The organism is Nostoc sp. DedQUE08, assembly GCF_034530895.1.
GTDB lineage: Bacteria > Cyanobacteriota > Cyanobacteriia > Cyanobacteriales > Nostocaceae > Nostoc.
Genome location: NZ_JAVRCD010000026.1, coordinates 41344 through 55008, shown reverse-complemented (window position 1 = coordinate 55008; position 13665 = coordinate 41344). Strand labels below are relative to the sequence as shown.

11 protein-coding genes and 1 tRNA gene are annotated in these 13665 nt (G+C 40.5%); 9 read left to right on the top strand and 3 right to left on the bottom strand.

The window, feature by feature from the left end; all coding sequences use genetic code 11:
* Positions 1 to 269: 269 nt before the first annotated feature.
* Positions 270 to 1874, bottom strand: a complete 1605-nt coding sequence (locus RMY64_RS18435; protein ID WP_322674291.1) for an iron uptake porin — start codon at positions 1872 to 1874, stop codon at positions 270 to 272.
* A gap of 404 nt (positions 1875 to 2278) precedes the next feature.
* Between RMY64_RS18435 and RMY64_RS18430 the strand changes: the two genes are divergently transcribed.
* The 6 genes from RMY64_RS18430 to RMY64_RS18405 all read left to right on the top strand — a co-directional run bounded on the left by RMY64_RS18430 (position 2279) and on the right by RMY64_RS18405 (position 6585).
* The gene (locus RMY64_RS18430; RefSeq protein ID WP_416212153.1) at positions 2279 to 3220 is read left to right on the top strand and encodes a metal ABC transporter substrate-binding protein; all 942 of its coding nucleotides are present in this window, start codon (positions 2279 to 2281) and stop codon (positions 3218 to 3220) included.
* 116 nt (positions 3221 to 3336) lie between these two features.
* Entirely contained in the window at positions 3337 to 4113 is a 777-nt protein-coding gene (locus RMY64_RS18425) for a metal ABC transporter ATP-binding protein (RefSeq protein ID WP_322700796.1), read from the top strand.
* Positions 4114 to 4160: 47 nt separating this feature from the next.
* Entirely contained in the window at positions 4161 to 5042 is an 882-nt protein-coding gene (locus RMY64_RS18420; protein WP_322700795.1) for a metal ABC transporter permease, read from the top strand.
* 74 nt (positions 5043 to 5116) lie between these two features.
* Positions 5117 to 5189 (top strand) — tRNA-Phe (locus tag RMY64_RS18415).
* Between the two features lie 178 nt (positions 5190 to 5367).
* On the top strand, positions 5368 to 6057 hold the full coding sequence (locus RMY64_RS18410) for a Uma2 family endonuclease (protein ID WP_322674287.1): 690 nt from the start codon (positions 5368 to 5370) through the stop codon (positions 6055 to 6057).
* 141 nt (positions 6058 to 6198) lie between these two features.
* Positions 6199 to 6585 (top strand): hypothetical protein, encoded by a 387-nt coding sequence (locus tag RMY64_RS18405; protein ID WP_322674286.1) that lies wholly within the window; start codon positions 6199 to 6201, stop codon positions 6583 to 6585.
* Between the two features lie 149 nt (positions 6586 to 6734).
* Here RMY64_RS18405 and RMY64_RS18400 read toward each other — a convergent pair whose 3' ends face one another.
* The gene (locus RMY64_RS18400; RefSeq protein WP_322700794.1) at positions 6735 to 8069 is read right to left on the bottom strand and encodes a lipid-A-disaccharide synthase; all 1335 of its coding nucleotides are present in this window, start codon (positions 8067 to 8069) and stop codon (positions 6735 to 6737) included.
* 713 nt (positions 8070 to 8782) lie between these two features.
* Here RMY64_RS18400 and RMY64_RS18395 point away from each other — a divergent pair.
* Both RMY64_RS18395 and RMY64_RS18390 read left to right on the top strand, forming a co-directional pair.
* Positions 8783 to 11164, top strand: a complete 2382-nt coding sequence (locus RMY64_RS18395) for a hybrid sensor histidine kinase/response regulator (RefSeq protein ID WP_322700793.1) — start codon at positions 8783 to 8785, stop codon at positions 11162 to 11164.
* A gap of 110 nt (positions 11165 to 11274) precedes the next feature.
* Positions 11275 to 12576 (top strand): response regulator, encoded by a 1302-nt coding sequence (locus RMY64_RS18390; protein ID WP_322674282.1) that lies wholly within the window; start codon positions 11275 to 11277, stop codon positions 12574 to 12576.
* Between the two features lie 49 nt (positions 12577 to 12625).
* On the opposite strand, the gene RMY64_RS18385 is transcribed toward RMY64_RS18390, so the two are convergent.
* A complete protein-coding gene (locus RMY64_RS18385; protein WP_322700792.1) occupies positions 12626 to 13177 on the bottom strand; it encodes a 2'-5' RNA ligase family protein in 552 nt (183 codons plus the stop codon).
* Between the two features lie 214 nt (positions 13178 to 13391).
* On the opposite strand from RMY64_RS18385, the gene RMY64_RS18380 reads away from it, so the two are divergent.
* Positions 13392 to 13658: a YciI family protein gene (locus RMY64_RS18380; protein WP_289795594.1), complete on the top strand. Its 267-nt coding sequence runs from the start codon at positions 13392 to 13394 to the stop codon at positions 13656 to 13658.
* Positions 13659 to 13665 lie beyond the last annotated feature (7 nt).

The window sequence follows — 13665 nt, the reverse complement described above, 5'->3', positions numbered from 1 at the left end:
ACTTTTTTGACTTTTCCTAAATGTCAAACTCGCGTTGTTTTCAGATATAGCACAAGCCTTGGTGGTTAGGACATTAACAGATGATAAAACTTAGACACAACAAGACTTTTCACCCAATCCCCAGCGATGCACTGAGCTTGTCGAAGTGTCACCAGTCCCCAGTCCCTTGCTATATCAAGCCGGGTAAAAATGCTAAGTTCTATTTTTAAACCTATACACAAAAAAAGACGCAAATTTATCTTTTGCGTCTTCTTTTAAGATTTTAAAAATTAGAAACTGAATGTGGTTCTCAATGCACCAATAACAACATCATCATTCGTGTCGTTGTGATCTGGAGATGTTAACCAGATGACTCCAGGAGTAATGGTGATATTGTCACTCAGCTTATATTGGTAAAAAGCCTCAAGATGATAGGATGTATCAGGATCGCTATCCAACCCTGCGATGTCAGAACTTGTCACTTTCGGCTCCACACCAGCGATGATACCTGCTAAGTTACCTTTTTTACCGAGGTCAGGGAAGCCCAAGGTGACAGCATAGTTCCAAATATCAATGTCTCCACGAGTTCCTCTCAAGCTTTGGCTGTTGGTGTATCCAGCCCAACCACCTAAGACGATGTTATCAGTGATGCCAATGGATGCTTCGACACCGTAAGAATTACTGGAAAATCCGACTTGCTCTTCTGGTAAACCTTGGATAGCTGCTATATTCTGGAAAGTGGCGGCATTGCTACCTGTGAGTAGTGGTTGATTGTAGGAATTGATGTAAGTTAAACCGATAGAAATGCGATCGCTTGGTTTAACTGTCAGCTGCGCCAACGCACCGTAAGAACCATTGAACAAACCATTATTGGGTGTAGGGTCATTAGCTGTACCACTCAAATACCCTAGACTTAGTGCCAATTTATCATTGAACTCGTGCGTTACTCCCAACCCCGCGCCATTTATTTGGTTATAAATTGGGTTACGTGTACCAAAGGTGGACAAAGCACCAAAAGCACCATCACCATCAAAGAGATTCACAGTAGTGGTAAGGTCGTCTGCTGCACCTGCATTAGCAATAGCAACAACCTCTGTTTTTTCGCCCAAGGGAAATCTGTAAAACAGTGCATCTATCGCAGCATCAGTAGTACCATCCTCGCCAGTAAAAAATAAGTTACCCTCTGGCGTACCAATATTAGGGCCGAGAATATTATTAGCCTGGATTCTGGTGAACAGCGTATCTTTCCCTGTGAAACTGGTTACTAATTCTATCCGCGCCCGTAACCCTAAAGTTGTATTCTTATCTGTAATTTCCGCACCGTTGACTGTATTTCCTGACAACACATCGCTAACAACTGCAACAACTTGTCCTTGCAATTTAGTTGTAGTTGAGAACTGATTCGCCTCTAATTCAGCAGTTCGCGCTTCTACTGTATCCACACGACCTCGGAGTGTCGCTAGTTCGGCGGAAAAATCTTCTTGCAACTTTTGTAATGTGGCTAAATCTTGTTTGTTAACTAAATCGCCAGTGGCTGTAGCAATAAGTTCGTTAACGCGATCGAGACAAGCATTCAAACCAGCAGCAAACTCATATCGCGTTAATGCCCGATTACCGCGATAGGTGCTATTTGGGTATCCTGCAATACAGCCATAGCGTTCAACCAAAGACTGCAATGCTTGAAATGCCCAGTCAGTGGGTTGTACATCGGAAAATTGAGACACAGAAGTAACTTGCGCTTTTGTCTGAACTTTTGTGTCTGGATTAGCTAAAACTTGCACTTGATTGATTTCAGACATGCTAGAAGTTTCACCTGCAAATGTAGCAGTATTCACAAATAGCATGACACCGCAGACTGCTGGACTAACTAGCAGATATTTCCAGAATTTTTGCATTTCTCTCCTCACACCGATCTCCAACTCACACCCAAACCACGTTTTTTAAACGTGTATTTTATGAGAATATTTGTCAGCAATCTTATCAGAAGTCAGGAAACTTTTTAACAAAAAAAGTCAAGAAATCCTAATTATTTAGGGAAAACTAAATTGGAGAGGGCTGTACCGTCTGAAAAAGTTTTGTTGTTACTCATTACACAGCAAACCCAGAATGATATTATGTACTTAAAATGAGAATGAGAATTATTATAGTATAAAGTTTAGAATACTTGCCATTGTCAATAGCGATGATGACAAAGGTAGAGCAAGCATCCGTTTTGAGGAGAAATATCGTGATTGTGAATTGCAGAGAAATTAGAACAGGTAGGCAAAGAAGCGGCATCTTGCCTATAATTGCTCTGCTAATGTTGTCGATGGCTACTGGGTGTAGCCAATCGAATCCAAATCAGGGAACAACTTCCGAACAGTTACCACAAGCACAAGAAGCTGCTTCTATCCCACAGGCGCAGCTGGGAAAAACTAAAATAGTAGCGACATTTTTGCCGATATATTTGTTTACTAAGGCAGTAGCTGGGGATGTCGCAGATGTAGAAATTCTAGTACCACCTGGTACGGAGGTACATGAATACCAAGCGACACCAGGAAATGTCAAAGCGATCGCTACTGCTAAGGTGTTAGTGAAAAATGGTTTAGGCTTAGAGGAATTTTTGGAAGGTACTGTCAAAAATGCCCAAAATCCCAAATTAACTGAAATTGATGCAAGTATTGGTATTAAACCCTTAAATGAAATTTCACCTGTTGTAAAAACTACGTCAGATGAAAAAGACCACGAACATAGTCAAGGTAATCCTCACGTTTGGTTAGATCCAGTTTTAGCAAAACAGCAGGTAACAAATATTCGAGACGGATTAATTACTGCCGATCCGAGGAACAAAGCTACTTACGAAGCAAATGCTACAGCTTATATTAAAGAATTAGAAAGTTTAAACAGTGAATTTCAGCAGACTTTGCAGAAAAATCCCACTTGCACCTTTATTACCTTTCATGATGCATTTCCATATTTAGCTAAACGCTATAACCTCAAGCAAGTTGCAGTGGTACAAATTCCCGAAGATCAACTTTCACCAACAGATGTCCAAAATGCCGTCAACGCTGTAAAAAAATACAAAGTTAAAGCTTTATTTAGCGAACCAGGAGTAGATAATAAACTGCTGAACAGCCTCTCTAAAGACTTGAAATTAAATTTGCGTACTCTAGATTCTCTAGAAACTGGCGAAACAGATCCGCAGCATTATTTCAAGGCAATGAAAGCTAATTTGCAAACTTTGGAAACATCATGTCAATAGATTTGTCATTTGTCATTTGTCCTTTGTCATTTGCAAATGACTAATGACCAATACTTCTCTACAAGAGGTTGCACTAACTACTACGCTCAGAACAAGTGACCAATGACCAATGACCAATGACTAATGACATTCCTATTTTGAAAGTAGAAGGATTAACTGTTTATCAAGGCAGCTATCTAGCTGTTCGAGATATTTCCTTTGAATTATTACCAGGAACAGATACAGCCATTGTTGGCCCCAATGGTGCTGGTAAAAGTACCCTGGTAAAAGCGGTTTTAGATTTGATCCCTCGAAGTGCTGGGACGATTGAAATCTTGGGTCGTCCAATTTCCAGATTGGGGCATTTACGCCACACGTTGGGCTATATGCCACAAAACTTTATTTTTGACCGCAGCTTTCCTATTTCTGTCAGCGAATTAGTTGGACTGGGATGGACTAAGGAAGGCAAAAGAAAAAATTCATTTTTCTCCAAGCTGTGGAAACAAGACCGAGAAAAATCGGCAGCAGTAACAGAAGCTTTACGGCGAACTGATGCTTATCATTTACAGCATCAAGCTATTGGTACTCTTAGTGGCGGTCAACTGAAGCGGGTTTTATTGGCTTATTGTTTGGTAATGCCTCGGAAACTCTTGGTACTAGATGAAGCCTTTGCTGGTGTTGATGTGCAAGGTGCAGCAGATTTTTACGCTTTGCTAAATGAATTAAAGCGAGAGGAAGGTTGGACAGTATTACAAGTTTCTCACGATATTGATATGGTAAATCGGCATTGCGATCGCGTGCTTTGCCTAAACCAAAGCATTGTTTGTACTGGTAAGCCAGAAATTGCCCTTTCACCGCAAAACCTGTTAGCAACCTATGGCCCAGGTTTCAGCCGCTACCAGCACCAACATTAAAAGAATTCGTAATTCGTAATTCGTAATTCGTAATTAAAGAATGAATTATGCCAGTAATTATAAATTTATTCAATGATTGTCAGATAACTTGGCTTGCGATCGCTAGTAGTAATGACTTGCTAGAGTTGTTACAACTTGCCTCAATACAGCGTGCATTTATGGGTGCTGCCTTGATGGGAATACTTGGCGGGATGTTGGGTAGTTTTGTCACCTTGCGCCAGTTGTCATTTTTCAGCCACGCGGTTGGTCATGCAGCATTGGTAGGTGTAGCGTTAGGTGTGCTGCTACAAATAAATCCTACTTGGATGCTGTTACCTTTTACCTTAGTTTTTGGGGTTATTGTCCTCTACTTTATCGACAAAACCGACTTAGCTAGCGATAGCATACTTAGCATCGTGCTATCTGGGGCATTAGCGATCGGTTTAATTCTCACGAGCCAAATTAAAGGATATCGTGGCAACTTGATGGCTGTACTGTTCGGGGATATTCTAGCGATCGACACCACAGATTTGATTTTGACGCTGCTAGTCCTTGTGGGAGGTAGCATATTTTTACTATCAACTCTGCGACAGCAAATTTTATTGACCCTTAACCCCGATGTTGCCCAAGTTCAAGGCGTTCCCGTCCAATTGTACCGCTACGCTTTTGTGGTCTTGCTTTCACTCGCCGTTGCTGTGGCGATTAAAGCTGTTGGTGTTTTACTGGTGAACGCCTTTTTGGTCATTCCCGCCTCCACCGCCAAACTGATGAGTCACCACTTTAGCCGCTTTCTAGTCATGTCGGTAATAGTTGGTTCCATCAGCAGCATTGTTGGCATCGTTGTCTCAGGTATTTTCAACCTTGCTTCTGGGCCAAGTATTGTTCTTGTCCAGTTTCTCCTATTTGTAGCCGTTTTCATCTGGTTTAAGTTCAGTTTGAAACCTGCATAACTATTTTTCTCCAAAGACTTGCTATATTCTTTTATCTTTGCTACATTGATTAATCGTGGCTCACAAAAGCCCCAGCCGGGATAGCTCAGTTGGTAGAGCAGAGGACTGAAAATCCTCGTGTCACCGGTTCAAGTCCGGTTCCTGGCATAGATTACAGCGAAAAACACTTCTGACATATTGCATAAGCAAAAGAGTTGCCTGCAAGTTGCTTTTAGCTGGGGTGGAGAACGCTATTAGAATGCGTTCCTTCCCTACACCCTTAGCAAGTTGAATTTACCTATAATCAAAGATAATCAAAGAAACCGAAGCCACCGCGGTAATAGTCATGCTGTCAGAAAACCTTAAAGTCGTTGGGCTTCCAAGCACTGACGAACTAGCCTGCTCGGACGATATACCTGTGGATAATGAGGATCAAAATTTTCTGCCCAACATTCTACTGTTCCTATTAACCTCGATTTGGGCAACGCGCACCGATTGGTTTTTCGGCGTAGACATGGCAATCTACCACACGACAGGGGCTAATGCTAGAGTCCCCATAGTACCAGATGGGTTTTTGAGTTTGGGAGTCGATCGCAAAAAAGGTGGTAAATCGCGTAGAAGTTACGCTGTCTGGGAAGAAAATGAGGTAGTACCAATACTAACATTGGAGATGGTATCCCATTTCCCAGGAAGTGAATACGACGAAAAGTTAGAAATTTATCGGAAACTTGGCGTACTTTACTACATTATTTACAACCCCGAATATTGGCAACGCGATCGACATCAACCATTTGAAATTTACAAATTGGTAGATAAAAATTATCAATTACAAATTGGCGAACCTCATTGGATGCCAGAGGTTGGTTTAGGAATTGGACGACATCAAGGTGTTATTGGTGGAATTGGTCAGGAATTTCTATCTTGGTATGACGAACAAGGAAATCGGTATTTAACGGCAGAAGAAAAAGCAGAAAAGTTTGCACAGCATTTACGTTCTCTTGGCATCGACCCCGATCATTTACCCAGCAATCCGTAAATTAGGTTTGCTTCAAGCTAAAAAGCGGGAAGTTGTCAAGTAGTTGAAATCTTGTTAGCTTTTATGCTTAAAATTGCACAAGAGGTTTATTTAGCATCTACTGACAGCTAAAGTTAACCCTTTGCAGGACTCACCTAAGCAATGCTGACTGAAATTTTACCTTTCCGTTTTGAATTAGACACGATCGCGATCGCTGGAGCGAGTTTGTGGTCATTGGCGCTATATCTAGGTTTTTCCAGAGTCAATGAATGGGTAATCGAGCAACTCAATCGCTGGTTTAACTTTGCCGAGCGATCGCTCTACACCAGCCAGTCAGAATTTGAAAAGACTCGTAAAGCCAGAGAATCCCAAAATGCTTTCTACGCCTCACTGTTTAGCATTGTGCCTTTTTTGGTAGTTGGCGCTTTAGTTAACTGGGGTGTGGAACTCAGTTTAGGGCCTAGTTGGGGAATCAGCTTAGGTATACTTGCGTGTATTAGTTGTGGCATTTTTGAATTGGGACGACGCAATGGCGAATCTTCAGATTAATTGCGGTTATACCTTTTCGATTTTTTGATTGGTTGACCATTTATCGTGATGTGTTTGTTACTTATAAAGCCAGTTTGGGCTACATTTGGGCTTAATTTTTGTCTAAGTTTCACTATTAAAAATTCCAATTAAATTCTGCCGAACTGTTCCTACTTCCCAATTTCTTCACCAACAATCTGTGCTATCTTCTGCGCTGCACCGCTTTCACCGCGAATATTACGGAGTTTAGCGCGCATATTATCCAATTTTTCTGGATTCGCCAAAAAATCTAAAACCATTTCTCCAATATCTTGTGGTTGAACTTTACCCATAATTTCTGGGACTATCTCTTCTTGTGCCCAGATATTTGGCCATGCTAATAAACCTTTACGTCTCACAAATCTCAGAAATGACCAATTAATCACCTTAGTGCATAGCGTACCGACTACTGGCAGATTTGCCAACAATCCAGGTAAACCATCCCAAGAACGCATGGCATCAAGTTGCTGCGTTGGCAGTAAAACAATCATTGGCACTCCTAAAGCACCAAGTTCAGCAGTGTTTGCACCCACCGTAGTCAAGCAGATACAGCACTGGGATAATAGGTGATATGCAGGATTTTCTTGCCACAGTTCCACAGTTAAGCCCGTTGCAGTTTTGAGCAATGCCTTGCCTTGAGCATCCTCTGGGATAATTAAGGAAGCACCGCCAAAGCCAAAGATTTCAGCAATAGAGTTCTTTTGGGGATTGGCAAAACTAGCTAAAGTTGGTAAATCCAAAGTTGGGGCTACAGGAATCACAAATCTGATTTGCGGTCTTTTTGCATGAATGTATTCGGCAATAGCTAAACATAATGGTACTCCTTGGGCTAATTTTGCTGCTTTTGAACCAGGGAGTAACCCAATCAATTCAGTCTCTTGTTCTACGCTGTGGTAAGTCGCTGACGCATCTATGTCATTAGTCATTTGTCCTTTGTCGTTTGCTAAGGACAAATGACCAATGACTAATGACGAATGACTACTAGCTTCTAGCATCAAATCACCGACAACAGTGAATTTGTGAGCATATTTTGCTGGGACTTTGGCTGCTACTTCAGGTTTCATCACGCCAAAGCGATCGATCCAGTTATGCCATCTGGCTTCCCATTCGGCGTAAACAACTGTGCGGTATCCGAGCTTTTTGCCTATAATCACTGGAAAAATTTGATCGCCGCCCAAAAAAACGATAACACCGCGACTTCTCCAATCCCAATTTTCAAATGTTTTGCCCCAAAGCAAAAATTGCCAAAAATGTTCTGCTCCCTGAACTCTATCTACTTCGGGGTAAGAAAGAGTGATCGCTGCTTCTTTACCACTGGCATTTGAGCAAGGCGATAATACCACAGAAATTCTCACTACAGAACGGTCATCCCCTAGTTCTTGCCGCAACGCCTTTACTACTGGACGCACCCAGGTTGTTACTTCACCTGGGCCATTTGAAAGGATCAGAATATCTACTTGAGTCATTAGTCAAAAGGCAAATATTACCTAATTTGTTCTTATGCTATAGGTATATACTGTAGCTTGTTAATGAGATTTGATAACCTCTTTCACATTAATTTTGCATAGAGTTGGCAGTTATTTAATCGCTACCACTGTCACCTAGATTGCGACTACTGGCTTTCACCTACATTTAGTTGAGATTACCCAATCATCCAAAACTTTTAATTTTAAATACCTATTTTACTAGATAAAAATTGACCATTTTATAAAATTTAAATCTCAGTAATATTATCTAGTTTATCAAAATAATATAACGATAAAGTTGATTATTATATTTTCTGTAAAATATATTTTTTGAATTTATACCATTTTTTTTAAGGCTGCGCCAAACCATTTTAACTTATTTCTTTACTTTCTTTATTTCTTTGTATTATTTGCGTCGTTTGCGGTTCATTTTTCTTTCTTCTTTCTTCTACTTAAAGATGGTTTAGCGCATCTTCATACAGAATTGATATTACCTGATGGTAAGCCTATACGTACTTCGCAATACAGGTCTTTAAAGAATGGTTAGCAAAGTTTAGGGTATTGACAATCGCAGCGATGGGTAACAATCATAGCTGCGATTATTAATAATTTTTTGGGCAATCTAAATATAGCCCTTTTTTTTGCTTATCAAACCCATTATTTAGAGGGTGAACCCTGCGATCAAAGGCAATTCCAGCCCATCTGACATTAAAATGTATTCTTCACGCAATTTACTGATCCGATTTATTCTTGGCGGCACTACTCTTCTTGTGAGTATTTCTGCTTATTTTAGCTATCAAGCTGCTCGGAAAATAACGCTACAAGACTTGAGAGGAAAAGCTTTTTTAGAGGTACAGAGAGGAGTTGATGAAATTGAGGAGTGGTTACATATTCGCAAAGTCGAGGTACAAACCCTTGCTCATACTTCAACTGTACGCTCCTTAAACTGGTCTATAGCAGAACCTTATTTAAAGTCAGAAGTTGAGCGGATCGATGAATTTTTCTTTTTCCAAATAGTTACCCCGGATGGTTCGTATTTTAATACTAAGATTGGTCGGTCAAATAAGAATATTAAGGATCGAAACTACTTTCAAAAAGCATTAGCGGGAAAAAGCAACATTTCCGATCCCTTTATCAGCCGTTCCACAGGTATTCCTTTAATTGCGATCGCCACTCCAATCTGGTCTGATTCTCCTACCAATCGTTCACCGATTGGGGTTTTCCACGGCAATGTTAAAGTCGATCGCATTGCAAAGGTGGTTAACTCGTTGCGCTACGGCAAGAACAGCTATGCATTCGCTCTCAATTCCCAAGGAGAAGCGATCGTCTATCCCAACTCAACCTTAATGTCAACGTTAGAAAAACCTGCACCCAGCCTGCTGAAAATTCCAGATCGGAATTTAAATGCGATCGCGCAGCAGATGGTAAAAAAACAACAGGGAATTCAGTTGATGGAAATTGACGGCACTAAAAAGTATGTTGCTTATGTGCCGTTGCGAGAAGCTAATTGGTCTGTGGCTTTGGTAATTCCGCGCCAAAACATTGAATCTCGGCTACAATTCCTCGATCTGATCGCCCTAATTGTGGGCGGATTGACAGCGATTATCGTCACTGTCTTGTGGCAGGTACAAGCTTTTGAACAAGCTCAACTGAAAAAATCTAAAGCAGCGGCTGATACCGCAAACCGGGCTAAGAGCGAATTTTTAGCCAACATGAGCCATGAACTGCGAACGCCCTTGAATGGTATTTTGGGTTGCGCTCAAATTTTGCTGCGTTCCAAAGCTTTGCCAGAGTCAGAGCAATATCATGTAAACATTATTGAACAGTGTGGCTCTCATCTACTGACTTTAATTAATGACATTTTGGATCTTTCCAAAATTGAAGCGCGAAAACTAGAACTGAATCCTCAAGATGTGCATTTTCCGTCTTTTTTACAGGGTATTGTCGAAATTTGCCAGATTCGGGCAGAACAAAAAGGCATTTTGTTTGTCTATGAACCCACAAGCAACTTACCCACAGGGGTTCATGTCGATGTCAAAAGGTTACGTCAGGTTCTTTTGAATCTGCTAGGAAATGCCATTAAATTTACCGATGAGGGTAAAGTTAGCTTCGAGGTTGAGGTAATCGATCGACTGACTGCTGATGAACAGACAGAGAAATATCGCATTCACTTTAGTGTAAAAGATACAGGAATTGGCATAACTCCAACTCAATTAGGCAGCATTTTTTTGCCATTTGAACAAGTAGGTGCAAAAAAGCATCAGATAGAAGGGACGGGGCTGGGTTTAGCTATTACTCGGCAGTTGGTGCAGATGATGGGTAGCGATATCCAGGTTAAAAGTGAGATCGGTCAGGGTAGTACTTTCTGGTTTGAAATTGCGATCGCCCAAGCCAGCGAATGGGTACAGTCTGCGATGGCTGTATCCAAAGGACAAATCATGGGCTTTGCAGGTAGTCCCCGCACCATCTTGATGGTGGACGATCGCTGGGAGAATCGCACAGTAATTACAAATTTACTGCAACCATTGGGTTTCAAGGTGGTTGAAGCCAGCAACGGTAAAGAAGGTTTAGAAAAAGCGATCGCCTTGAAACCAGACCTAGTGATTACAGATTTGCTGATGCCAGAAATGGATGGGTTTGAATTGATTAAACACCTACGTCATACCCCAGATATCCACGATGTCAAGATTATTGTCTCTTCTGCTAGTGTCTTTGAAGCCGACCAACATCGCAGTCTGCAAGCAGGAGGTGACACCTTTTTGAGCAAACCTGTACAGGCAAATGAATTACTGCATCAATTAGAGTGCAATTTAGGTTTGACATGGATTTACCAGCAATCTGAGGAACAAAAAATTAATTCTTTGCCTACAACACTTGATACACCAGATAAATTAACTCCTCCTTCCCCCGATGTCTTGCAGGAACTGATGAATTTAGCCAGTAAAGGTAACTTTAATGACATTTTAAAATGGGCAGATAAACTAGAGGAAACAGACGCAAAATTCGCTCCCTTTGCTAACCAATTGCGGCAACTAGCGAGGCAGTTTGACGAAGATTTAATCCTTAACTTTTTGAGCGAAAACTCAAAGGATTAATTTCCCTAAATTTATTTATGGGGATTTTATCGCGTGAATTTGGAATTAGGAGTGTTCTTTTTTAGCGTTTTGCAAAGAAGCAACGTGAATCAATATAGGATAGAAATTTTATGACAGTAACTATAGGCGATCAAAAAAATTCCCTAAATAGCGATCCGAGCAGAGGAATTATTTTAGTCGTGGACGATAACCCTGCTAACTTACAAGTTTTATCGAGCTTTTTGGATCAGTCTAGCTTTGAAGTTTGGGCAGCGCGCAGTGGTGAAAAAGCCATTCAGAGATTAGATAATGATAATTTACCTGATTTAATCTTGCTTGATATCATGATGCCGGGTATCGATGGATTTGAAACTTGTAAATACCTCAAAAGTGAAAGCAATCCTCGTGTCCGGGATATTCCGATCATTTTTATGACTGCTCTTTCAGATACTGCTGACAAGGTTAAAGGATTGCAATTAGGCGCCGTAGATTATATTACTAAACCTTTTCAGTATGAAGAGGTCTTGGTGCGAATAGAACATCAACTGAATCTGAAAAATTTGACGAAAACCTTGATTGACAAAAACGCCGAATTACAACAGATTCAAACCCAACTGATTCAAGCAGAAAAGGTCGCAACCTTGGGTCAAATGACAGCAGGAATTGCCCATGAAGTAAATAATCCCATAAATTTTATCGCTGGTAACTTGAATTTTATTGAAGAGTATTTCCAAGAGGTTGTTAATTTACTCGAACTATATCAGAAGTATCTACCCGATCCCCCAGATGAAATTCAAAATGCTATTAAAACAAAAGATATCAATTATTTGTTAAATGATTTATCCAAAATTATTCAATCTATGCAACTGGGTACAGATCGCGTTACAGAAATTGTGTCATCGTTGAATAAATTCTCTCGACACGGAGAAGCAGGTAAAAAACTGGCTAACCTCCATGAAGGTTTAGAAACTACACTACTCATTCTTGGACATCGACTTAAAGCAAATGGTCATCGTCCAGCAATTAAATTAATCAAAGAATATGGAGAATTACCACTTGTTGAGTGCTATCTAGGCGAACTAAATCAGGTTTTTATGAATTTGATTGGTAATAGTATCGATGCAATTGAAGAAATCCAAAACAATCAATATTTTGATGAAAACTTTCGACATATTGGGATGATTTGGATTAAAACTGAAGCAATTGGAGAGCGAGTTATTCTCAAAATAGCAGACAATGGCTCAGGAATCAGTGAAGCAAACCGGACAAAGATATTCGATGCTTTTTACACTACAAAAGTCATTGGTAAAGGAACAGGACTAGGTTTATCTATTGCTTACCAAATTGTAGTTAACAATCATCACGGGAAGCTAAATTGCCATTCAACACAAGGAGAGGGTACCGAGTTTGTAATTGAATTACCTATTCGATAAATTAGAATCCCAAATTCTACCCACATTGGCTGAATTATCAGTTGCAAGCTCAATTACTACCAGAGAAAAAAGCAAACTCTCGTTTAATATTCCAGCGCTTCCCGTCGTGAAGCAGCAAGGTTAATTTGTCAGCAGTAAACTCAAAATGCAACTGACGATTTTCAAATTCTGGCCAAGCAGCTTTAAAATTCTGCTTTGTTAAATCCCGAAATGCAACCGTTAAATGGGGGGAAAAAGGGCGGGTTTTTGAAACTTTATCAACAATTCCCAAGTTGCTTTCTGTATAAGCCATTAAATCAGCTTGCAAATTTAAAAGTCCTTGACTTTTGACGACATTAATGTATATGACACGAGGTACAAAAGCATCAAACCCTTTAAGTGTAATTGCTACTGGCTGTTGTCCATCGGCAAACTGTTTCAAGGATGCTTCTAATAGTGGCAAGTTAGCATCTGTCCATTCAAAGGGCGGTTGCAGGGTAATATGAGGCGGAGACTTTAGCGCCCCGCTACTAGCATAGCGTGAGGCAAAATACTGCTTAATCTCGTTGGCGTAGTCTTGAATATCTTGCGGTGGTAGGAGGGCAACAAAAAAACGGCTCATTCAATTTTAGATTTTGGATTTGAGATTTTGGATTATGAAATCAATCATTGCTGTTGAGTATTGAACGGCAAACGCTCAAAGGATATTACAGATATAGCGGTGCGTTAGGCTAAAGCTATAGCGCACTTCACTTAAAATTTATTGTATTTGATACTCTGAATCAGCACTGGGTACTTTACGTAAGCTGTCTGTTGTAACTGGAGTTAAGAAGCCAATGCCGTGGTTTGTAAAAATTGAAGAAGGGAAAGTCGATAAACCTACCTTTGACCAATATGTACCTGCTCACAAAGCCTACATTCGGGAATTAATTACTAAAGGACACAAAGCGCGAACAGGCTATTGGGTAGAGCAAAGAGGCGGAATGTTACTGTTTGAGGCAGCCTCAAAGGAAGAAGCAGAAGCGATTGTAGCTGATGACCCCTTGGTAAAACACGGTTGCGTCAACTATCAGCTTTATGAATGGCGAATTGTTATGGAATGACACACAC